The organism is Pseudomonas sp. KU43P, assembly GCF_033095865.1.
Classification (GTDB): domain Bacteria; phylum Pseudomonadota; class Gammaproteobacteria; order Pseudomonadales; family Pseudomonadaceae; genus Aquipseudomonas.
This window is the reverse complement of the sequence record NZ_AP019365.1, coordinates 5225780-5248261: the sequence shown is the minus strand read 5'-3', so window position 1 is coordinate 5248261 and position 22482 is coordinate 5225780. Positions and strand designations below refer to the sequence as shown.

22 protein-coding genes are annotated in these 22482 nt (G+C 63.5%); 15 read left to right on the top strand and 7 right to left on the bottom strand.

All coding sequences use genetic code 11. The features are described 5' to 3' along the window. Positions 1 to 3 precede the first annotated feature (3 nt). Positions 4 to 696: a DNA-3-methyladenine glycosylase gene (locus KU43P_RS24010; protein ID WP_317659987.1), complete on the bottom strand. Its 693-nt coding sequence runs from the start codon at positions 694 to 696 to the stop codon at positions 4 to 6. Positions 697 to 899: 203 nt separating this feature from the next. Here KU43P_RS24010 and KU43P_RS24005 point away from each other — a divergent pair, with 203 nt between their 5' ends. The 13 genes from KU43P_RS24005 (at position 900) to KU43P_RS23945 (ending at position 13273) form a co-directional block, all read left to right on the top strand. Continuing rightward, positions 900 to 2171, top strand: coding sequence for a glutamate-5-semialdehyde dehydrogenase (locus tag KU43P_RS24005; protein WP_317659986.1), 1272 nt, complete (start codon positions 900 to 902; stop codon positions 2169 to 2171). Between the two features lies 1 nt (position 2172). Beyond that, positions 2173 to 2832, top strand: coding sequence for a nicotinate-nucleotide adenylyltransferase (gene nadD / locus KU43P_RS24000; protein WP_317659985.1), 660 nt, complete (start codon positions 2173 to 2175; stop codon positions 2830 to 2832). A gap of 44 nt (positions 2833 to 2876) precedes the next feature. Next, on the top strand, positions 2877 to 3299 hold the full coding sequence (gene rsfS / locus KU43P_RS23995) for a ribosome silencing factor (protein ID WP_317659984.1): 423 nt from the start codon (positions 2877 to 2879) through the stop codon (positions 3297 to 3299). Positions 3300 to 3308: 9 nt separating this feature from the next. After that, positions 3309 to 3776, top strand: a complete 468-nt coding sequence (gene rlmH / locus KU43P_RS23990) for a 23S rRNA (pseudouridine(1915)-N(3))-methyltransferase RlmH (protein WP_008090421.1) — start codon at positions 3309 to 3311, stop codon at positions 3774 to 3776. Positions 3777 to 3792: 16 nt separating this feature from the next. Then, on the top strand, positions 3793 to 5682 hold the full coding sequence (gene mrdA, locus KU43P_RS23985; RefSeq protein WP_317659983.1) for a penicillin-binding protein 2: 1890 nt from the start codon (positions 3793 to 3795) through the stop codon (positions 5680 to 5682). 38 nt (positions 5683 to 5720) lie between these two features. Then, positions 5721 to 6824: a rod shape-determining protein RodA gene (rodA, locus tag KU43P_RS23980; RefSeq protein WP_317663914.1), complete on the top strand. Its 1104-nt coding sequence runs from the start codon at positions 5721 to 5723 to the stop codon at positions 6822 to 6824. Between the two features lie 17 nt (positions 6825 to 6841). Further along, positions 6842 to 7852 carry a lytic murein transglycosylase B gene (mltB, locus tag KU43P_RS23975; RefSeq protein WP_317659982.1) on the top strand — a complete coding sequence of 337 codons (1011 nt, stop codon included), beginning with the start codon at positions 6842 to 6844 and terminating at the stop codon, positions 7850 to 7852. Further along, a complete protein-coding gene (locus KU43P_RS23970; protein ID WP_317659981.1) occupies positions 7852 to 8853 on the top strand; it encodes a septal ring lytic transglycosylase RlpA family protein in 1002 nt (333 codons plus the stop codon). Before mltB ends, KU43P_RS23970 begins: the two co-directional genes overlap by 1 nt. A 219-nt stretch (positions 8854 to 9072) precedes the next feature. Further along, the gene (locus KU43P_RS23965; protein ID WP_016393472.1) at positions 9073 to 10233 is read left to right on the top strand and encodes a D-alanyl-D-alanine carboxypeptidase family protein; all 1161 of its coding nucleotides are present in this window, start codon (positions 9073 to 9075) and stop codon (positions 10231 to 10233) included. A 74-nt stretch (positions 10234 to 10307) separates the two neighbouring features. After that, positions 10308 to 10583, top strand: coding sequence for a DUF493 domain-containing protein (locus KU43P_RS23960; RefSeq protein ID WP_008100495.1), 276 nt, complete (start codon positions 10308 to 10310; stop codon positions 10581 to 10583). Further along, entirely contained in the window at positions 10584 to 11231 is a 648-nt protein-coding gene (lipB, locus tag KU43P_RS23955) for a lipoyl(octanoyl) transferase LipB (protein WP_317659980.1), read from the top strand. It begins immediately after the preceding gene. 2 nt (positions 11232 to 11233) lie between these two features. Next, positions 11234 to 12250, top strand: a complete 1017-nt coding sequence (gene lipA / locus KU43P_RS23950; protein WP_027592615.1) for a lipoyl synthase — start codon at positions 11234 to 11236, stop codon at positions 12248 to 12250. Positions 12251 to 12334: 84 nt separating this feature from the next. Beyond that, complete coding sequence (locus KU43P_RS23945; RefSeq protein WP_317659979.1) at positions 12335 to 13273, top strand: LD-carboxypeptidase; 939 nt, start codon at positions 12335 to 12337, stop codon at positions 13271 to 13273. Positions 13274 to 13406: 133 nt separating this feature from the next. Here KU43P_RS23945 and KU43P_RS23940 read toward each other — a convergent pair whose 3' ends face one another. The 5 genes from KU43P_RS23940 to leuS form a co-directional block, all read right to left on the bottom strand. Next, entirely contained in the window at positions 13407 to 14720 is a 1314-nt protein-coding gene (locus KU43P_RS23940) for a lytic murein transglycosylase (RefSeq protein ID WP_317659978.1), read from the bottom strand. A gap of 60 nt (positions 14721 to 14780) precedes the next feature. Next, entirely contained in the window at positions 14781 to 14945 is a 165-nt protein-coding gene (gene arfA, locus KU43P_RS23935) for an alternative ribosome rescue factor ArfA (protein WP_003257578.1), read from the bottom strand. A 98-nt stretch (positions 14946 to 15043) separates the two neighbouring features. Next, positions 15044 to 16081: a DNA polymerase III subunit delta gene (gene holA, locus KU43P_RS23930; protein WP_317659977.1), complete on the bottom strand. Its 1038-nt coding sequence runs from the start codon at positions 16079 to 16081 to the stop codon at positions 15044 to 15046. A gap of 37 nt (positions 16082 to 16118) precedes the next feature. Then, positions 16119 to 16724 (bottom strand): LPS assembly lipoprotein LptE, encoded by a 606-nt coding sequence (gene lptE / locus KU43P_RS23925; RefSeq protein WP_317659976.1) that lies wholly within the window; start codon positions 16722 to 16724, stop codon positions 16119 to 16121. 61 nt (positions 16725 to 16785) lie between these two features. After that, positions 16786 to 19392 carry a leucine--tRNA ligase gene (leuS, locus tag KU43P_RS23920; RefSeq protein WP_317659975.1) on the bottom strand — a complete coding sequence of 869 codons (2607 nt, stop codon included), beginning with the start codon at positions 19390 to 19392 and terminating at the stop codon, positions 16786 to 16788. Between the two features lie 228 nt (positions 19393 to 19620). On the opposite strand from leuS, the gene KU43P_RS23915 reads away from it, so the two are divergent. Together KU43P_RS23915 and KU43P_RS23910 are read left to right on the top strand one after the other, a co-directional pair. Then, positions 19621 to 19935, top strand: a complete 315-nt coding sequence (locus KU43P_RS23915) for a hypothetical protein (protein ID WP_317659974.1) — start codon at positions 19621 to 19623, stop codon at positions 19933 to 19935. 137 nt (positions 19936 to 20072) lie between these two features. Then, positions 20073 to 20834 carry a YdcF family protein gene (locus KU43P_RS23910; RefSeq protein ID WP_317659973.1) on the top strand — a complete coding sequence of 254 codons (762 nt, stop codon included), beginning with the start codon at positions 20073 to 20075 and terminating at the stop codon, positions 20832 to 20834. Between the two features lie 126 nt (positions 20835 to 20960). Here the strand turns inward: KU43P_RS23910 and lnt are convergent, their stop codons facing one another. Then, entirely contained in the window at positions 20961 to 22478 is a 1518-nt protein-coding gene (gene lnt / locus KU43P_RS23905; protein WP_317659972.1) for an apolipoprotein N-acyltransferase, read from the bottom strand. Positions 22479 to 22482 lie beyond the last annotated feature (4 nt).

The following is a 22482-nucleotide window of genomic DNA, read 5'->3' as shown; positions in this document are numbered from 1 at the left end:
GCTTTAGCTTCCTTGTTGATGGATGAAGAAGTCTTGCCCTTCGACTTGCCCCCGGCGCAGCGGGTTCCGGGTGCAGAAGCGGGCGTAGTCGGCGTCGACGAAGCGGTACGGCAGGTGCTCGTCGCGGCCATGTGGAATGCCCAGGCGGGCAGCCTGGATCACCTTGGGCACGACAATGCCGCAGTCCTCGACGTAGAGGCGTTCGGGATCGAAGCGTTGGGCGTCCCACTGCGGCACCTTCAGGCCCATGGCCCTGCACAGCAAGGTCTGCCCGGCACACAGCCGCTCGGGCGGGCGCAGGTTGCCGCTGGCGTCGGGGTTGTTGAGTTGCATCTGCGCCAGGCTGTTGGCCGTGGAGATGGCATCGACCCATGGGTAGGCAGACTTGATCAACACCGCGTTGCCCGGGCCCTGGGCGCTGAAGTTGAGCGAATCGCCGCCGCGTGCGTAGTACATGTAGATATGCCCGCCATCGAGAAACAGCGCCTTGCGCTTTTCGGTATAGCCGAGGGATGCATGGCTGCCTTTGTCGGTGAGGTAATAGGCCTCGGTCTCGATGATTCGCGCGGCCAGCCACAGTTCGCCGTGACGGTGACGGATGACTTTACCCAGCAGGGCCTTGGCCAGGGCTTGGGCATCTTGGTCGAAAAAGCTGTCGGGCAGGGCTCGGGCAGGGCAGGGGGCTGTATCTGGCATGCAGGAGGTTCGTTAGGGTCAAGGCGCGGATGATAGCAATGAATGGCTTAACCGAGGCTGAAGCGCGGCATTTCGATAAGTGCCGTTACAACTTACCCACAGATTGAAACGACCATTTTCGACCATCCGCCACCCGCCGCTGGGCGTATACCTGCGCGACAGTTATAATCAGCCGATTTCCCCTTCGCCAAGACACCGAACCCATGACTGAGTCCGTTCTTGACTATATGACCCGCTTGGGTCGCGCCGCTCGCCAGGCTTCCCGGGTGATCGCCCGCGCCAGCACCGCGCAGAAGAACCGCGCCCTGCAAGCCGCCGCCGATGCCTTGGATGCTGCACGCGCCGAGCTTGCCGCAGCCAATGAGCTGGACTTGGCCGCCGGCCGTGCCAACGGCTTGGAGCCGGCGCTGCTGGATCGCCTGGCCCTGACGCCGGCGCGCATCGACGGCATGATCACCGGCCTGCGTCAGGTGGCCAGCCTGCCGGACCCGGTCGGTGCCATCCGCGACATGAGCTATCGCCCGTCCGGCATCCAGGTCGGCAAGATGCGCGTGCCGCTGGGTGTCATCGGCATCATCTACGAGTCGCGCCCGAACGTGACCATCGATGCCGCCAGCCTGTGCCTGAAGTCGGGCAATGCCACCATCCTGCGTGGTGGGTCGGAGGCCATCCACTCCAACCGCGCCATCGCCACCTGCATCCAGCGTGGCCTTGCCGAGGCCGGGTTGCCGGCTGCAGTGGTGCAAGTGGTCGAGACGACCGACCGGGAAGCGGTAGGCGCGCTGATCAGCATGCCTGAGTTCGTCGATGTCATCGTCCCCCGCGGTGGTCGTGGCCTGATCGAACGCATCAGCCGTGATGCCCGCGTGCCGGTGATCAAGCACCTGGACGGCATCTGCCACATCTATGTCGCCGAACACGCCGACCTGGACAAGGCCTGGCGCGTGGCTTTCAACGCCAAGACCTACCGCTATGGCATCTGCGGCGCCATGGAAACGCTGCTGGTCGACCAGCGCGTGGCCGAAGGCTTCCTGCCGGAAATGGCCCGCCGCTTTCAAGAAAAAGGCGTCGAACTGCGCGGCTGCGAACGTACCCGCGCGCTGATCGACGCCAAGCCGGCCACCGAAGACGATTGGCATACCGAATACCTGGACGCGATCCTGTCGGTTCGTGTGGTCGATGGCCTGGACCAGGCGATCGAGCACATCAACCACTATGGCTCTCACCACACCGACTCGATCATCACCGAACACCAGGGGCAGGCTCGCCAGTTCATGGCCGAGGTCGACTCGGCATCGGTGATGCTCAATACCCCGACCTGCTTCGCCGACGGTTTCGAGTACGGCCTGGGCGCTGAAATCGGCATTTCCACCGACAAGCTGCACGCCCGTGGCCCGGTAGGCCTTGAAGGCCTGACGTGCGAGAAGTACGTGGTGATCGGTGACGGCCAACTGCGCGGCCAGGAGTCCTGCTGAGTTGAGTAAGGCCCAGGCAGTCCGGCGCATCGGCATTCTTGGCGGTACTTTCGACCCCGTGCACATCGGCCACCTGCGCAGCGCGCTGGAGGTGGCCGAGTTCATGGCGCTTGACGAGCTGCGACTGCTGCCCAACGCCCGCCCGCCGCACCGCGACACCCCGCAGGTGTCGGCGCAGGATCGCCTGGCGATGGTGCGCGAAGCGGTACAGGGCGTCGAGCGCCTGAGTGTCGATGCACGGGAGCTGGACCGCGACAAGCCGTCGTACACCATCGATACCCTGGAGTCGATCCGCGCCGAACTGGGCGCGAACGACCAGTTGTTCCTGGTGCTGGGCTGGGATGCCTTCTGTGGCCTGCCGGCCTGGCACCGCTGGGAAGAGCTGCTGCAACACTGTCACATCCTGGTGCTGCAACGCCCGGATGCCGACGTAGAACCCCCTGACGAGCTGCGCAACCTGCTGGCTGCGCGATCCGAGAGCGATCCCACCGCCATGTCCGGCCCGGCGGGGAATATTTCGTTCGTCTGGCAGACACCGCTTGCGGTGTCGGCTACACAGATCCGACAGCTGCTGGCCAGCGGCAGGTCGGTGAGGTTCCTGGTGCCGGACGCCGTACTGGCCTACATCGAGGCGCATGAACTGTATCGTGCCCCTAACTGACGGTGCCTCAGGGCGCCTCATCCAAACGAGTTGAAGAGTTTTATATGAGCAAGCAGAAAATCAATGGCGAAGCACTGGTCGAACTGACCATCAGCGCCCTGGAAGACGTCAAGGCCCAGGACATCCAGGTCATCGACGTGCGTGAAAAGCACAGCCTGACCGACTACATGATCATCGCCACCGGTACCTCCAACCGCCAGATCAACGCGATGCTGGAAAAGGTCCGTGAAACGGTCAAGAAAGAAGGCGCACAGCCGCTGGGCGAAGAAGGCAAGGGCGACAGCGACTGGGTGCTGCTGGACCTGAACGACGTCATCGTGCACATGATGACCGCCGCCGCCCGCCAGTTCTACGACCTGGAGCGCCTGTGGATGGGTGCCGAGCAGAGCCGTGCTGCCGATGCCAAGCACCACAGCCCGGAAAACGCCAGCGAATACTTCACCGACAAGCTCAAAGACCGGGAATAAGGAAGCGTCGTGCGTCTGCGCCTGATCGCGGTCGGCTCGCGCATGCCCAAGTGGGTCGAGGAAGGCTGGCATGAATATGCCAAGCGCCTGCCCCAGGAGCTGTCGCTTGAGCTGGTGGAAATACCGCTGAACACCCGTGGCAAGAATGCCGATGTCGCCCGCCTGATCCGTCAGGAGGGCGAAGCCATGCTGAGCAAAGTGCAGCCTGGGGAGCGCATCGTCACCCTCGAGGTCCATGGCAAGCCCTGGAGCACCGAGCAGCTGGCCACCGAGCTGGACCGCTGGCGCCTGGACTCGCGCACGGTGAACTTGATGGTGGGTGGCCCGGAAGGGCTGGCGCCCGAGGTCTGCGCGCGCGCCGAGCAACGCTGGTCGCTGTCGCCGCTGACCTTGCCGCACCCGTTGGTAAGGATACTGATCGGCGAGCAGATCTACCGCGCCTGGACCGTGCTGTCCGGGCACCCTTACCACAAATGAGCCTGTAAGCAGTCCGATGTCGCAGCCGATCCGTCTCAAGGACCATGAGAAAGACGCCCGCCTGGTGCGCAACCGCGTCGTGGTCGGCGCGATCGCGATCGTGTTGCTGATCTGCGTGCTGATTGCGCGCCTGTATTACCTGCAGATCATCCAGTACGACTACCACTCCACGCTGTCGGAGAACAATCGGGTGCACGTGCAGCCGATACCGCCGACGCGTGGGCTGATCTTCGATCGCAACGGGGTGATCATCGCCGATAACCGGCCCAGCTTCAGTTTGTCCATGACCCGCGAACGTGCTGGCGACTGGCAGGAAGTGCTGGACAACATCGTCGAAGTGCTGGAATTGACGCCGGACGACCGGGCACTGTTCGAGAAGCGCATGAAGCAGGGGCGACGGCCATTCGAGCCGGTGCCGATCCTGTTCGAGCTGAGCGAGGAGCAGATTGCCCGGGTGGCGGTGAACCAGTTCCGCCTGCCAGGCGTGGAGGTAGTTGCCCAGTTGGTGCGGCATTATCCGCAGGGTGCGCATTTTGCCCACTCGGTCGGCTACGTGGGGCGGATCAACGAGAAAGAGCTCAAGACCCTCGACCCGGTCAACTACAGCGGCACCCACCATATTGGCAAGACCGGTATCGAGCGCTTCTACGAAGACGACCTGCACGGCCAGGTCGGTTACGAGGAAGTCGAGACCAACGCCCGCGGCCGCGTGCTGCGCGTGCTCAAACGCACCGACCCCAAGCCCGGCAAGGACATCGTGCTGAGCCTGGACATCAAGCTGCAGGAAGCTGCCGAAGCCGCCCTGGGTGGCCGTCGTGGCGCGGTGGTGGCGCTGGATCCGCGCACTGGCGAGGTGCTGGCGATGGTCAGCCAGCCGAGTTTCGACCCCAACCTGTTCGTTACCGGCATCAGCTTCAAGGCCTACGCCGAACTGCGCGACTCGATCGACCGGCCACTGTTCAACCGTGTGTTGCGCGGGTTGTACCCGCCGGGTTCGACCATCAAGCCGGCGGTGGCCATCGCCGGCCTCGACAGTGGAGTGGTCAATGCCGGCAGCCGGGTGTTCGACCCCGGCTACTACCAACTGCCCAACTATGATCACAAGTACCGCAACTGGAACCGCACCGGTGATGGCTGGGTCGACCTCGATACCGCGATCATGCGTTCCAATGACACCTATTTCTACGACCTTGCCCACAAGATGGGCATCGATCGCCTGTCCAGCTACATGAACAAGTTCGGCATCGGCCAGAAGGTTGCCCTCGACATGTTCGAGGAGTCGCCCGGCCTGATGCCGTCTCGCGAATGGAAGCGCGCCACCCGGCGCCAGGCCTGGTTCCCGGGTGAGACGCTGATTCTGGGTATCGGCCAGGGCTACATGCAGGCCACCCCACTGCAACTGGCCCAGGCCACCGCGTTGATCGCCAACAAAGGCGTATGGAACCGCCCGCACCTGGCCAAGACCATCGAAGGCCAACTGCCGGTGGACCCGAACCCGATGCAAGACATCGTGCTGCGCGACAAGTCCGACTGGGCCAAGGTCACCCACGGCATGGAACAGGTCATGCACAACGCCCGTGGTACCGCGCGCAAGGCTGCTGCCGGTGCCCAGTACCGTATAGCCGGCAAGAGCGGTACCGCCCAGGTGGTGGCGATCAAGCAAGGCGAGAAATACGACCGCAACAAACTTCAGGAGCGCCACCGCGACCACGCCTTGTTCGTCGCCTTCGCCCCCGCCGACGATCCGAAGATCGTGGTGTCGGTGATGGTCGAGAACGGCGAGTCCGGCTCCGGCGTCGCTGCCCCCGTGGTGCGACAGATCATGGACGCCTGGCTGCTCGATGAGAACGGCCGGCTGAAGCCAGAGTTCGCGCCTGCCACCGTCGCCCAGGAAACGGCCCCGTGAAGAACAATTTCGATCGCATGCTCTCCAGCGAGGACGTGATGCGTCGACGCGCCAGCTTTCTGCAGCGCATCCACATCGACGGCCCCTTGCTGGTCATCCTGCTGACCCTCGCGGCCGGCAGCCTGTTCGTCCTCTATTCGGCCAGCGGCAAGAACTGGGACCTGCTGCTCAAGCAGGCCACCTCGTTCGGCATCGGCCTGGTGTCGATGTTCGTCATCGCCCAGCTCGAACCGCGCTTCATGGCGCGCTGGGTGCCGTTGGCGTACCTGGCGGGGGTCTTCCTGCTGATCGTGGTGGACGTCATGGGCCACAACGCCATGGGTGCCACGCGCTGGATCAACATCCCTGGTGTGATTCGCTTTCAGCCCTCGGAATTCATGAAGATCATCATGCCGGCGACCATCGCCTGGTACCTGTCCAAGCGCACCTTGCCGCCGCAGCTCAAGCACGTGGCCATCAGCCTGGTGCTGATCGGCGTGCCGTTCATCCTCATCGTCCGCCAGCCTGACCTGGGCACCGCACTGCTGATTCTTGCGTCCGGCGCCTTCGTGCTGTTCATGGGAGGCCTGCGCTGGCGCTGGATCGTCAGCGTGCTGGCAGCCGCAGTGCCGGTGGCTGTGGCCATGTGGTTCTTCGTGATGCACGACTACCAGAAGCAGCGCGTGCTGACCTTCCTCGACCCTGAAAGCGACCCGCTGGGCACTGGCTGGAACATCATTCAGTCCAAGGCGGCGATCGGTTCGGGCGGGGTGTTCGGCAAGGGGTGGCTGCTGGGTACCCAGTCGCACCTGGACTTCCTCCCGGAAAGCCACACCGACTTCATCATTGCGGTGCTCGGCGAGGAATTCGGCCTGGTGGGCATCTGTCTGCTGCTGATCGTCTACCTGCTGCTGATCGGCCGCGGGCTGATGATCACCGCCCAGGCGCAGACCCTCTACGGCAAGCTGCTCGCGGGCAGCTTGACCATGACCTTCTTTGTATACGTGTTCGTCAATATCGGTATGGTCAGCGGCCTTCTCCCCGTGGTGGGCGTGCCGCTGCCCTTCATCAGCTATGGCGGAACTTCGTTGGTGACGCTGCTGTCAGCGTTTGGCGTTCTGATGTCGATCCATACGCACCGCAAATGGATTGCACAGGTTTGAATAAGGTGAAGAATTTCATGCAAGCAGTGCGTAACTGGGCTGCCCGTTGTGCGCCGTGGATCGGTGCGGTGGGCCTGTTCAGCGCTGTCCAGCAAGCTCATGCCGGTGACTACGACAACTCGCCCCAGGTGGCCGAGTTCGTCAGCGAGATGACTCGCGACTACGGTTTTGCCGGCGAACAACTGATGGGCGTGTTCCGCGAGGTACAGCGCAAGCAGTCGATTCTCGACGCGATTTCGCGCCCAGCCGAGCGGGTCAAGCCGTGGAAGGACTATCGTCCGATGTTCATCACCGACGCGCGCATTGCCCGTGGGGTGGACTTCTGGCGCCAGCATGAAGCCGTGCTGGCCCGTGCCGAGCAGGAATATGGCGTGCCGGCCCAGTACATCGTCTCGATCATCGGCGTGGAAACGTTCTTCGGCCGTAACACCGGCAATTATCGGGTCATCGATGCCCTGTCGACCTTGGGCTTCGACTACCCGCCGCGCGCCGAATTCTTCCGCAAGGAGCTGCGCGAGTACCTGCTGCTGGCCCGCGAGGAGCAGCTCGATCCGCTCACCCTCAAGGGCTCCTACGCCGGTGCGATGGGCCTGCCGCAGTTTATGCCGAGCAGCTTTCGCAACTACGCCGTGGATTTCGACGGTGACGGCCACATCAATATCTGGAACAACCCCGACGACGCCATCGGCAGTGTCGCCAGTTACTTCAAGCGCCATGGCTGGGTGGCCGGCGAGGCCGTGGTCAGCCGTGCCGATGTCACTGGTTCGCGTGCCGACGAGGGCCTGACTACCGGTATCGAACCGGCCAAGACGGCTGGGGAGTTGCGAGCGCTGGGCTGGTCGAGTCATGATGCGTTGCGCGATGATCTGCCGGTTACCGCCTTCCGCCTGGAAGGCGACAGCGGCCCCGAATACTGGATGGGCCTCAAGAACTTCTACGCGATCACCCGCTACAACCGCAGCGTGATGTATGCCATGGCGGTGCATCAGCTAGCGGAACAGCTGGTCCAAGCACGGGGCGTCAAGTAATGCGCGCAATCTTCTCTGCCAACACCTTCAAGCTGCTGACCTGCATGGCCGTCGGCATGCTGCTGGTCAGCTGTTCCTCCAGCCGTCCGACCACCAAGGCAAGCGGCAATGCCGTGCGTTCGCAGCCAGGCCTGGACATCAACCGTGCCCACAAGGACGGTGCGCCATGGTGGGATGTGGACGTGAACAAGATCCCCGATGCCACCCCGACCGTGCACAACGGAGCCTACAAGGCCAACCCGTACACGGTGCTTGGCAAGACGTACTACCCGATGCAGGACTCGCGCAACTACCGCGCCGAGGGGACGGCGTCGTGGTACGGCACCAAGTTCCACGGCCAGAACACCGCCAATGGCGAGCTCTATGACCTTTACGGCATGAGCGCGGCGCACAAGACCTTGCCGCTGCCGGCCTATGTGCGGGTGACCAACCTGGCCAACGGTCGCAGTGTCATCCTACGGGTCAACGACCGTGGCCCGTTCTATTCCGACCGCATCATCGACCTGTCGTATGCCGCCGCCAAGAAGCTCGGCTATGCCGAGATCGGTACCGCGCACGTGCGCGTCGAAGGCATCGACCCGCAGCAATGGTGGGCCCAGCGCGGGCAGCAACCGCCACTGGTGCTCAAGGAGCCACAGGTAGCCCAGACCCAGGCGATCCCGGCCACAACCGGGCGTGTCGAGCAGTGGACTCCGCCACCGCAACAGCATGCGGCACCGGTCGTGCCGGTGCAGGTCGGCGGCAACAACGTGCCGAGCGTCAACGGTGGCAGCTTCCTGCAGGTGGGCGCTTTCGCCAACCCGGACGCCGCCGAGCTGCTGCGCTCGAAGCTGAGCACCATGGTCAGCGCGCCGGTCTTCATCAGCTCCATCGTACGTAACCAGCAGACCCTGCACCGGGTACGCCTGGGGCCGATCAACAGCCAGGGCGAGATCCAGCAGGCGCAGGACAGCATTCGCCTGGCGAACCTTGGCCAGGCCAAGCTGGTCACAGCAGACTGACTGTACTGGCCTCATCGCCGGCAAGCCGGCGATGAGGCCAGTAAAGGCACCGCCAAACTGTCGGTTTTGTCATGAATTGCCGGGCTCGGCCATGTACAATGCCAGCTTTTGCGCGTTGCGCCAGGCTGCATCGCAGCCACCAAAACTAGACTGACTGGCGCTGGGCACACGATGTGGCCCAGGGAACATCTCAGACCATTAGCGATTTTCGAGAGACGGATGAACATCACCAACCTTGCCAAACGACTTTGCCTGCCCGTACTGCTGATGATCACGCCTGCCGCCTTCGCGGCCGAGCAGATGATGCCGGCACCACCGCAACTGGCAGCCAAGTCCTACGTACTCATGGACGCGTCCAGCGGCAACGTGCTGGTCGAGAACAACGGTGACGAGCGCCTGCCGCCGGCCAGCCTGACCAAGCTGATGACCGCCTACATCGCCACCCTGGACATCCGTCGTGGGCAGATCGGCGAGAACGACCCGGTAACCGTCAGCGAAAACGCCTGGCGTACCGGTGGTTCGCGCATGTTCATCAAGGTGGGCAGCCAGGTCACCGTCAGCGACCTGCTGCACGGCATCATCATCCAGTCGGGCAACGACGCCTCGGTTGCCCTGTCCGAGCACATCGCCGGCAGCGAAGACGCCTTCGCCGACATGATGAACAAGACTGCCGCCGACCTGGGCATGTCCAACAGCCACTTCATGAACCCGACCGGCCTGCCGAACCCGGACCACTACTCCTCGGCCCACGACATGGCGCTGCTGGCCCGCGCCATCATCGACGTGGACCCGGCCCACTATGCGATCTACTCGCAGAAAGAGTTCTTCTGGAACAACATCAAGCAGCCGAACCGCAACCTGCTGCTGTGGCGTGACAAGACCGTCGATGGCCTGAAGACCGGCCACACCGACGAAGCTGGCTACTGCATGGTGGCTTCGGCCGTTCGTGACGGCCAGCGCCTGATCGCCGTGGTGTTCGGCACCAACAGCGAGCAGTCCCGTGCTGCCGAGACCCAGAAGCTGCTGACTTACGGTTTCCGTTTCTTCGAAACCCAGACCTTCTATCAGAAGGGCACCGAGCTGACCCAGGCTCCGGTCTGGAAAGGCGCCACCAGCATCGTCAAGGCAGGCCTGGCCAACGACCTGACCATGACTATGCCTAAAGGCCAATTGAAGCGCCTGCAGGCTTCGATGACCATGAACCCGCAGCTCACCGCGCCGATCGCCAAAGGTGACGTGATCGGCAAAGTGGAAGTCAAACTGGACGAGAACGTGGTTCACAGCGCCGACCTGATCGCCCTCGACGGCGTCGAGGAAGGTGGTTTCATCCGTCGTATGTGGGATAGCATCCGTCTATTCTTCTACGGGTTGTTCAACTGATACGTGACCTGCCACGCCCCCGCTGAACATGCGGGGGCGTTGTTGTTGCCACGGCTTACGAGGCCGTTTCCGCCATGAGCGAACCTGACGTCAAGTCGCACAAAATCGAATTCCCATGCGCCGATTACCCGATCAAGGTCATCGGTGACACCGTGGTGGGCTTCAAGGACATGGTGATCGAAGTCCTGAGCAAGCACGCCAAGGTCGACCTTTCCACCCTGGCCGAGCGCCAGAGCAAGGAAGGCAAGTACACCACCGTGCAATTGCACATCGTTGCCGAAAGCGAGAACCAGCTGCACGATATCAACAGCGCCCTGCGCGCGACCGGCATCGTGAAAATGGTGCTCTGAATGTCTCTTTGCCTCGGTTTTCGCGAGCTTGGCCTGCAGCCCTATGAACCGGTGCTGGAGGCCATGCGTCGCTTTACCGAGCAGCGTAGCCCGGACAGCCAGGACGAAATCTGGCTGGTCGAGCACCCCGCAGTCTTCACCCAGGGCCAGGCCGGCAAGGCCGAGCACCTGCTGGTGCCGGGCGACATCCCGGTGGTGCAGACCGACCGCGGCGGCCAGGTGACCTACCATGGCCCCGGGCAGCTGGTGGCCTACCTGCTGCTGGACGTGCGCCGCCTGGGCTTTGGTGTGCGCGAGCTGGTCAGCCGTATCGAGCAGACCCTGATCGAGCTGCTGGCCAGTTACGACGTCAGCGCCGCGGCCAAGCCCGATGCGCCGGGTGTCTATGTCGATGGAGCAAAGATTGCCTCCCTCGGCCTGCGAATCCGCAATGGCCGTTCCTTCCACGGCCTTGCTCTGAACGTGGACATGGACCTTGCGCCATTCCGACGAATCAACCCCTGTGGGTATGCGGGGCTGGCCATGACCCAGCTGCGTGACCTGGCAGGCCCGATCGAACTCGACGAGGTCAGGACAAGGCTGCGCGGACAGCTGGTCAAGCACCTCGACTACGCTGAGCAGACGACCCTCACGGGCGGAATCGACTGAATATGACAACTGTGCAAGAAGCCGTGCCGAACCTGATACCTACCCAGGATGCCACCCCGCGCCCAGCGCCGAAGAAGGTGGAAGCTGGGGTCAAGCTGCGTGGCGCCGACAAGGTCGCGCGCATCCCGGTAAAAATCATCCCGACCGATGAGCTGCCGAAGAAACCGGACTGGATTCGCGTGCGTATCCCGGTTTCCCCGGAGGTTGACCGAATCAAGCAGCTGCTGCGCAAGCACAAGCTGCACAGCGTGTGCGAAGAAGCCTCCTGCCCGAACCTGGGCGAGTGCTTCTCCGGTGGTACCGCGACCTTCATGATCATGGGTGACATCTGCACCCGTCGCTGCCCATTCTGCGACGTCGGTCACGGCCGGCCGAAGCCGCTGGACCTGGACGAGCCGAAGAACCTGGCCGTCGCCATCGCCGACCTGCGCCTGAAGTACGTGGTGATCACCTCGGTGGACCGCGACGACCTGCGTGACGGCGGTGCCCAGCACTTCGCCGACTGCATCCGCGAAATCCGTGCGCTGTCGCCGGGCGTGCAGCTCGAGACCCTGGTGCCGGACTACCGTGGTCGCATGGACGTGGCGCTGGAAATCACCGCGCAAGAGCCGCCGGATGTGTTCAACCACAACCTGGAAACCGTACCGCGTCTGTACAAGGCCGCACGTCCGGGTTCCGACTACGACTGGTCGCTGGACCTGCTGCAGAAGTTCAAGCAGATGGTGCCGCACGTACCGACCAAGTCGGGCCTGATGCTCGGCCTGGGTGAGACCGACGAGGAAGTGATCGAAGTGATGCACCGCATGCGCGAGCACGACATCGACATGCTGACCCTCGGCCAGTACCTGCAGCCCTCGCGCAGCCACTTGCCTGTGCAGCGTTTCGTTCATCCGGACACCTTCGCCTGGTTCGCCGAGGAAGGTTACAAGATGGGCTTCAAGAACGTCGCGTCCGGCCCGCTGGTGCGCTCGTCCTATCACGCCGACCAGCAGGCCCACGAAGCCAAGATCAAGCTCTGATCCTGGTTCGGGCCGGATATGCCGATGCACGCCGAAAGGCGGCATCGGCATTTTTGTTTTTGTGCCGCGCTGCAAGGAGTTGCGATGAACTGCGCTGAAACCTCTGTGTCCCACCTGCCCAAAACCTTGCCGCGTGACGCGTGCTTCGCCATTGTCGCCCCGGCGGGCCCAGCTCGGCTGAATGCGCAAAAGGCTGGGCAATGGTTCGCAGAGCGGGGCTACCGCTGCCGTATCTATCCGGGGGTCGAGCAGGCTCAGGGTTACCTGGCGGGCGCCGATCAACAAAGGCTGGACGACCTACATGCAGCCTTTGCAGACCCTGCTGTGGACGCGATCCTGTGCATGCGGGGTGGCTATGGCAGCATGCGACTGCTTGACCAGCTCGACTTCGACCTGATCCGTCGCCACCCCAAGCCACTGATCGGCTACAGCGATATCACCGCGTTGCACACGGCAATCTACCGGCATACCGGTTTGCTGACCTTCCATGGCGCCATGCTCAATGCCGACCTGCTGGGTGCCAAGCTGCAGCCGACCGAGTCATCGCTGCTGGCGCAATTGAGCGGGCTGGTGGGGGAGGGTGATGAAATTGTCCATCCTTCCGAGTTTGCCTTGAGCTGCGTAGTCCCGGGGATTGCCAGCGGGCGATTGCTGGGCGGCAACCTGTCGATGCTGGGCGCGACCCTGGGCACAGTGGCCGAGATCGAGATGCAGGGCAGCATCCTGTTCATCGAGGATGTAAACGAGCCGCTATATCGGGTGGATCGATTGCTGACCCAGCTACGCCTGGCGGGCAAGCTGGAGGGTGTGAAAGGTGTGCTGGTGGGAGATTTTGCCGGGATCACCGTGGCGGCGATGACGCCGTTGTTGCAAGAGGTGTTCGAGCCGTTGGGCGCGCCGGTGCTAGCCGGCTGGCGCAGTGGGCATTGCGATCCGAATGTGTGTCTGCCGTTGGGAGCGCAGGTGAAGCTGGATAGCGAGGGGCAGCGCCTGGTGTTGGCTCAGGATCTGTTCGCGGGTTGAGATTGACGGGGGCCGCGTTGCGGCCCATCGCCGGCAAGCCAGCTCCTACAGGTTCCGCGCTGGCTTGAGCCCTGCGCTGTACCTGTGGGAGCCGGCTTGCCGGCGATGGCGTGCGCAGCACGCCCAGCATCTACTACTTGCGCAGGCTATCGAGCAACTTGTGCGTCGGATACCCATCGGCCGGCCACCCCAGGCCCTGCTGGGCATTGCGGATCGCCTTGCGGGTATTGGCACCGATGATGCCGTCCGGGTTGCCCGCTTCATGCCCGCTGGCATTCAGCAGGTTCTGCAGCTCCATGCGCTCGCTGCGGCTCAGCGGCAGGTCTTCCTTCGGCCAGCTGCCGGCGATGAAGCCCCAGCCCGAGAAACGGTCACCCAGCAAACTCACCGCCAGCGCATAGGACGACGAGTTGTTGTACTTGAGGATCGCGCGGAAGTTATCCAGCACCAGGAATGCCGGGCCACGAGCGCCGGCCGGCAGCAGCAGGGCGGCAGACAAATCGTTGCTGCCCGCCGGCAGTTGCGTACCTGCTGGCAGTTTCACGCCCAGTTGCAGCCATTCGCTGACTGGTTTGCGCAGCGAGCCATCGGCCAGCCAGTAATCGAAACCTGCGGGCACCTGTACTTCGAAGCCCCAGGGCTGGCCGCGTTTCCAGCCCGAGCTCTGCAGGTAGTGCGCGGTCGAGGCCAGGGCGTCTGGCGTGCTGTTCCAGATATCGCGCCGGCCATCGCCGTCGAAATCCACTGCATGGGTGTTGTAGGTGGTCGGGATGAACTGGGTCTGGCCCATGGCGCCGGCCCACGAACCGCGCATGGCGTCGGGCTGGATGTCGCCGTGCTGGATGATCTGCAATGCGGCGATGAGCTGGTCCTGGGCGAACTGCGGGCGGCGCCCTTCGTAAGCCAGGGTGGCCAGCGAGCGAATCACCGATTTGCTGCCCTGGAACTGGCCGAAGTTGCTTTCCATGCCCCACACCGACACCAGCACCTGGCGGTCGACGCCATAGCGTTGTTCGATGCGCGACAGCAGCTCGGCGTTCTGTTCCAGCAGGCGCTTGCCATTGCGTACCCGCAGCGGCGACAGCGCGCCGTCGAGGTACTCCCACACCGGGCGGGTGAACTCGGGCTGGCTGCGGTCGGCCTTGATCACGTCCATGTCTGGCGTCACGCCAAGGAAGGCACGGTCGAAAGTACTGGCCGAGATGCCGGCTTGCAACGCTTGCTGGCGGAAGCCCGCTTGCCATTGGGCAAAGGTTTGCAATGGCTGGATTTCAGTGCTGACGTCGGGCGTGGCGCTGGGCAGGGTCACTACCGGCGCGGGCTGGGCGGGTGCCAGCGGCAGGGCGTCGGCGGCGGTAGGTTTTTCCGCGCAGGCGACGAGCAGGATGAAGCTGGAGGCCGCGATGAGCTGGCGGGATTTCCAACGAGGGAGGAGGCTGAAGGGCATGCACAGATCCAGAATTTCAGGTCAGGTGCCGACCATACCATGCCTGCGCTTTCGATGCTTTCATGCGGCTAAAAAGTAAGAAGCCTCCCAATCTCTCGATTGGAAGGCTTCGCGGCGGTAGCTGCCTTTGCCCTTGTTCGGTTGTTCCTGGCGGCAGCGGAACAGCGGTTGGGCGATGATCGACTTGGCCTTGTTGGGGCCGTGCTTTTTCGGCTTTTTGCTCATGACAGGGTTCCTGCTGAGGGATGGATTGCGGGGCGCACTGTAGGCCTGATGAGGGGGTGCTGCCAATTGATTGTGTTTATGGCCGAAGGCCTTTGAGCCTACTCGGCAGGCAAAACCAAACGCTGCCCAGCCATCAACAGCGACAGCCGCGACAAACCGGTCCATGGTGAGCCCTCGGCCTGCCCCTTGATCTGCGCATCGATGCGCTGAGCGTCCTGAAGCAGCTGCGCCCAGCGCTGCGCCGAGAGGCGCTGCAGGGCCTTGCTGACCAGCGGGCGGCGCTTGTCCCAGACGGGCGGCCGGGCCTGGCTGAAGGCCTTGTCCAGCGGTACGCCCTGGCTGAACTGCTGGGCCAGGCCTGCCAGCAGGCGCAGCTCACGGGCCAATGCCCAGAGAATCACCGGTGGCTCTACCCCTTCGCCACGCAGGCCTTCGAGCATGCGCAGGGCATGCGCGGCTTCGCCATTGAGAATGGCATCGACCAGGCCGAAGACGTCGAAACGCGCGCTGTCTGCCACCGCAGCCTGTACCGTTTCCACGGTGATCTGGCTGCCTTCGGCAAGCAGTTTGAGCTTTTCGATTTCCTGGGCGGCCGCCAGCAGGTTGCCTTCGACCCTTGCAGCGATCAGGTCGACCGCATCGCGTTGCGCACTAAGGCCAGCCTGGGCCAGGCGTTGGTTGATCCACTGCGGCAGCTGCTGCGCATCCACCGGCCAGATCTGGATGAACTGGCAGTGTGCACCCTCGATCAGTGCCTTGCCCCACTTGGTCTTCTGTGCGCTGCCATCGAGTTTGGGAAGGCTGATCAGCAGCACCGTGTCTTCAGCGGGCTTTGCGCAGTATTCCATGAGCGCCGCTGCGCCCTTGTCACCAGGCTTGCCGGACGGCAGGCGCAGCTCCAGCAGGCGGCGCTGGGCGAACAGCGACAAGCTGGCACCTGCCTGTAGCAAGGTGCCCCAGTCGAAGTTGGCGTCGGCACTGAACACCTGGCGTTCATCGAAGCCTTGCTGGCGCGCGGCATTGCGAATGGCGTCAGCAGCTTCCTGGCACAGCAGCGGGTCGTCGCCGCTGACCGCGTAGACAGGGGCGAGAGCACCTTGCAGGTGCTTGCTGAGTTGGGCGGGGGCAAGTTTCATGGGAAACAGACGGGGCACCGAAGTGCCCCGTGCGGGCTTAACGCCCCGGGATTTCCAGTGGCGACTGTTGCGGCGTTTCCGCCTGCTGGCGACGTGCGGCCTCCAGTGCATCGGCTTCGGCCTTGGCACGTTCGTCGGCTTCGCGCTGTAGCTGATCCAGCTGGGACGGCGTCAGCATCTGCAAGCGCACGACCATGGCATTGACCAGGTCCCGGCGCATTTCGTCACGTGCGGTGTCGGCTTCCTGCTCCGAACCGGTGATGTTCGAGCCATCACGCAGGTAGGTCTTGCGCACTTCCAGCTTGTCGCTCATCAGTTCCAGGTTGTTCAGGCCCTGGATGCTGTAGTCGAGCTCGGTGGTCAACTCGTATTCGGCAGTCTGGTTGCCGCTGGAGTAGGACGCCGAGCGCTGGGATTGCTTCTCGTTGGTCAGCACCAGGCGATAGGGCGCGCCGGTGTGGATGTTTACGCCGCTACGCTCCAGTACTTCGCGAAGCTGGGTCACGGTAGGGCCGTAGGCATCACGTGCACTGAGGTCCATTTCCTTGACGCTCAGTTCAGAGGTGCCGGTACCGCGCAGCTGGAAACCGCAGGCGCTGAGCAGGACAGCCAGGCCCATTACCAGCAGATTGCGTTTGATCATTTTGTTGCTCCCTTGTGGGCCGATACCGCCCACCCGCACTGGCTGCGGATGGGCGTTGCCATCAGTTGGCTACGATGTTGACCAGTTTGCCCGGAACCACGATCACCTTGCGGATGGTCAGGCCATCGATGAAGCGCAGGACATTCTCGTTGCTGCGGGCAGCGGCTTCGATGTCTTCGCGGCTGGCGGCGGCGGGCATTTCCACCTGGCCGCGCAGTTTGCCGTTGACCTGCACTACCAGGGTGACGGTGTCTTGCACCAGCGCGCTCTCATCGACCGCTGGCCAGTTGGCGTCGATCACGGCCTGATCGTGGCCCAACGCCTTCCACAGCTCGTGGGAGATGTGCGGAGTGATCGGGGCCAGCAGCAGCGTGACGGCCTCCAGGCCTTCCTGCAGCAGGGCACGGTCCTGTTCGCTGGCCTGCGGGGCCTTTTCCAGCACATTCATCACGGTCATCACCTGGGCGATGGCGGTGTTGAACTTGTGGAACTGGCCGACATCGTTGCTGGCCTGCTTGATCGCGGCGTGGATAGCCCGGCGAACGACCTTCTGCTCGTCGTTCAGGCTGGCCAGGTCCAGCTTGGCCGGCAGGCCCTGGCTGACGTGGGCCTGAGCCAGGCGCCAGACGCGGCGCAGGAAGCGGCTGGCACCTTCGACGCCGGAGTCGGACCATTCCAGGCTCATGTCGGGCGGGGAGGCGAACATCATGAACAGGCGGCAGGTGTCGGCGCCGTAGGCTTCGATCATCGACTGCGGGTCAACGCCGTTATTCTTCGACTTCGACATCTTCTCGGTGCCGCCGATTTCCACCGGCAGGCCGTCGGTCTTCAGGCGCGCGCCAATGATCTTGGCCTTGGCATCGCGCTCGATCTCGACATCGGCCGGGTTGAACCAGTCCTTGCCGCCGTTGCTGGCCACACGATAGTAGGTCTCGGCGACCACCATGCCCTGGGTCAGCAGGTTCTTGAACGGCTCGTTGGAGGTGACCAGGCCTTCGTCACGCATCAGCTTGTGGAAGAAGCGCGCGTACAGCAAATGCAGGATCGCGTGTTCGATACCACCGATGTACTGGTCGACCGGCAGCCAGTGGTTGGCCGCTTTCGGATCGACCAGGCCCTTGTCGTAGTTCGGCGAGGCGTAGCGGGCGAAGTACCAGGACGATTCGACGAAGGTGTCCATGGTGTCGGTTTCGCGCTTGGCTGCAGTGCCGCATTTCGGGCAGGTGCAGTCGTAGAACTCAGGCATGCGCGCCAGTGGCGAACCGGCGCCGTCCGGCACCACGTTCTCTGGCAGCACGACCGGCAGTTGGTCTTCCGGCACCGGCACGTCACCGCACGATGGGCAGTGAATGATCGGAATAGGGCAGCCCCAGTAGCGCTGGCGGCTGATGCCCCAGTCGCGCAGGCGGAACTGGGTACGCGATTTGCCCAGCTCCTTGCGGATCAGGGCGGCTTCGATGGCGTCGAAAGCGCCGGCGAAGTCCAGGCCGTCGAACTCGCCGGAGTTGATCAGCTGGCCGTGCTCGCCGTAGGCGGCCAGCCACTCGCTACCGACCTCATCGCCAGCGCTGGTGCGGACCACTGCCTTGACTGGCAGGTTGTACTTGTGGGCGAACTCGAAGTCGCGCTCGTCGTGGGCCGGTACGGCCATCACGGCGCCGTCGCCGTAGTGCATCAGCACGTAGTTGGCGACCCATACCGGCAGTTTTTCACCGGTCAGTGGGTGCTCGACCAGCAGGGAAGTGGCCATGCCCTTCTTCTCCTGGGTGGCCATGTCGGCTTCGGCGACGCTGCCGCTCTTGCACTCGTCGATGAACGCTTGCAGCGCCGGGTTGCCCTGGGCGGCCTGGGTGGCCAGCGGGTGTTCGGCGGCCACGGCGACGTAGGTCGCGCCCATCAGGGTGTCCGGGCGGGTGGTGAAGACCTTGAGGGTGCCTTCGTGACCGATGCTCGCCTGGTCGTAGGGGAACTGCACTTCCATGCCGCGCGACTTGCCGATCCAGTTGCGCTGCATGGTCTTGACCTGCTCAGGCCAGCCCGGCAACTCGTCGAGGCTTTCCAGCAGCTCGTCGGCGTAGTCGGTGATGCGGAAGTAGTACATCGGGATTTCGCGCTTCTCGATCAGCGCGCCCGACCGCCAGCCGCGGCCGTCGATGACCTGCTCGTTGGCCAGTACGGTCTGGTCCGCCGGGTCCCAGTTCACGGTCCCGTTCTTGCGGTAGATGATGCCTTTCTCGAACAGGCGGGTGAACAGCCACTGTTCCCAGCGGTAGTAGTCCGGCTTGCAGGTGGTGACTTCACGCGCCCAGTCGATGGCCAGGCCCAGGCTCTTGAGCTGGGTCTTCATGTAGTCGATGTTTTCGTACGTCCACTTTGCCGGTGCGACGTTGTTCTTCATCGCCGCGTTTTCCGCCGGCATGCCGAAGGCGTCCCAGCCCATCGGCTGCAGGACGTTCTTGCCGAGCATGCGCTGGTAGCGGGCAATCACGTCGCCAATGGTGTAGTTGCGCACGTGGCCCATGTGTAGCTTGCCGCTCGGGTACGGGAACATCGACAGGCAGTAGTAGGTATCCTTGCCTGGCTGTTCGGTAACAGCGAACGATTGTTGCTCGTCCCAGAACTTCTGGGCGGCGGCTTCGATATCACGGGGCGTGTATTGTTCGTGCATGGCTACTTTTTGGCTGTGAGAAAAGAGACCTTGTTCCAGGCAGCGGAACCTCGCTGCGTCCGGCACTCCGGTGTCGTGAAGGTGAACGCCGTAGCATACAGCAGCGCCGCGCATCGTGGGAAACCCTGATTGCGAATGGCCGCTGGTCGCTGCGACCGGCTGCTTTTTGCAGCGACGCTAAGCTCATGTGTGGGGGGAGATATTCTTTATCTTCAATGAGGTGAACGGATGGGAGAGACGCAGCTACCCGCAATCAAACCGGAGCTTTACGAACGCCTGATCGACCGACTTGGCCTGGCACTGGAAGTGGCCAGAACCTCGGTGCGATTGCGCGACGAGATGCCAGCCGAGCTGGAGTTGCGCGGCCTTAGCCACGCAGAGTTCGAAGTGATCAAGGCCTACCTGGAGTCCCTCCCGGAACGCCGAAATGCCTGCGCCGGAATATACCCACAAGCGGAACCCAGCACGGCAAAGATCATATGGCTCAAGGACAAGAAACGCCCCGCCAGTACGGCGAGATCCAGGACGCTGCCACATCGCTAGCCGTTCAGGACGCCAGGCGCAGGCCATCGCGCGCCGGTTCTTCAATATACTTCTCACGATCGGCGCCGGCCGCGCACATGTTGGCTGGCGCCGATCCTCTTAGGTTAGGCTGCGCACCTTCCATGGAGGTGTAGCCGATGCCAATCAAATTCTTCGTCAAGCAATGGCTGATGCCGCCCGGTGTCCTGTTCCTGCTGTTGCTGATTGCCTGGTGGCTGCGCATCAGGCGCCCGGGGCTGTCGGTGGTGTGCTTCGCGCTGGGGCTGGGTGGTTTGTGGCTGATGAGCCTGCCGCTGGTGATGCAGAAGGCCGCCAGCCTGCTGGAAACCGAGCCCGCACTGCCGATGAGCGAGTGGGCAGGTCTGGCGGGCAGGGCAGATGCGATTGTTGTGTTGGGCGCGGGGCGTGAGCGTGGTGACCCGGGCTGGGGCGGCGCAGACCAACCTACCGCCACTGCGCTGGAGCGCATGCGTTTTGCGGCGGCGCTGGCCAAGGCCTCGGGTTTACCGGTGCTGACCAGTGGCGGGCTGCACTATGACACGCCGCCAAGCGAGGCACAGTTGATGGCCGACCGGCTGCGCGAGGACTTTGGCGTGCAGGTCAAATGGCAGGAAGGTGCCAGCCGCACCACATGGGAAAACGCCCAGCTCAGTGCCCAGGTGTTGCAGCCGCTGGGTATTCGCCGTGTAGTGGTGGTGACCCAGGCCTGGCATATGCAACGTTCACGCTGGAGCTTCGAGCGGGCAGGTTTCGAGGTCGTGCCGGCGCCGATGGGTTTCCTTGGACGTGATCACGCGCGGCCGTTTGGCGGCCTTCTACCGGAGAGCCGGGCGATGTGGCAGAGCGGGCAGTTGCTCAATGAAGCGGTGGGGTTGGTGGGGTATCGGTTGTTCTATTGAGACTTGTAGTGCCTGTACCGGCCTTATCGCCGGCAAGCCGGCTCCTACAGGTAAAGCACAGGATTCGAAAACTGTGCAGTACCTGTAGGCGCCGGCTTGCCGGCGATAGGGCCGGAAGAGGCTATTTCAAACGGTCTTGGCGATACGCCCCGCCAGCAGCGCCCACCCCAGTAACAGCACACAGACAATCGCCAGCGGCCACGAGCGCCATTGCAGGTACGGCGTCAGCTGCTGCATCGGCACCACCTCGCCATACAGCACCGCCTGCTGGAACTGCGGCACCTGGGCGGTGATCTTGCCGAACGGATCGATCAGTGCGGTCACGCCGTTGTTGGTGGCCCGGATCATCCAGCGCCCGGCTTCAAGCGCGCGCATCTGCGCCATCTGCAAATGCTGCAGTGGGCCGATCGAGGTGCCGAACCAGGTGTCGTTGCTGATGGTCAGCAACAGGTCGCTGCGCGCGGCGAGGCCTGCGGCGAACTCCGGGTAGACCACTTCGTAGCAGATGTACGGCGCGATCTGGTAACCCTTGGCTTGCAGCAGCGGCTGGTCTTCAGGGCCGCGGGCGAAGTCCGACATTGGCAGGTTGAAGAACTCGATCAGGCCACGCAGCATGTCCTGCAAGGGCACGTACTCGCCGAACGGCACCAGCTTCTGCTTGAGATAGGTGCCGTCCCCTTCGCCGGTCACGGTCACGCCGTTGTAGTAGCGGCGCTGATGGTGCACCACTTCACGCACCGGCACCCCAGTGATCAGTGCCGAGTGGCGATCGGCGGCGAAGCGGCCCATCACGTCGATATAGCCCTGCGCCTGGTCCTTGAGGATCGGCACGGCTGTTTCCGGCCACACCAGCAAGTCCACGGGCTTGGTCGTGAACGTCATGTCGCGGTAAAGCGCCAGTTGCGCATCGATATGCGCCGGGTCCCACTTCAGCTCCTGTTCGACGTTGCCCTGCAGCGCCGCGACCTTGAGCGGGTCGCCGGCAGGCTTGGTCCAGGCGTGCCCTTTGAGAGCCATGCCGGCCACCCAGGGCGCCAGCAGCAGAACGATACCAATAGCCAGGAATGACCGGCGTTCACGCAGGCGGTGCAGGTTGCACAGCAACGCGGCGCTCAAGGCCAGGATAAAGGAGATCAGCCATACCCCGCCCAGCGGCGCCAGGCCGGCCAGTGGCCCGTCCAGTTGGCTGTAACCGGCGTAAAGCCAGGGAAAACCGGTCAGGAACCAGCCGCGGAAGGCTTCTTGCAGCAACCACAGGGCCGCGAAGCACAGGGCATCAGCCAAGGGCGCTTCGTTACGCCGCAACCAGCGTGCCCACAGCCAGGTAGGCAGGGCGAAGAACCAGGCCAGGGCCGCGAAAAAGGCCAGCAGCAGCACGATCGCCAGCAGCGGCGAGGCGCCGCCGTAGGTATTCATGCTGACGTAGATCCACCAGGTGCCTGCGCCGTATAGGCCAAAGCCGAACCACCAGCCGCGCCACATGGCCTGGCGCGGGTTGAGTTCGCGCAGGCCAAGGTAGAGTACGGCGATGGACAGCAAGGCCAATGGCCAGATGTCGAATGGCGCCAGGGCCAGGAGGGTCGATGCGCCGGCCGCCAAGGCCAGCAGGTTACCGGGCCAGCCGGGGCGGGTGATCCAACGCATGTTT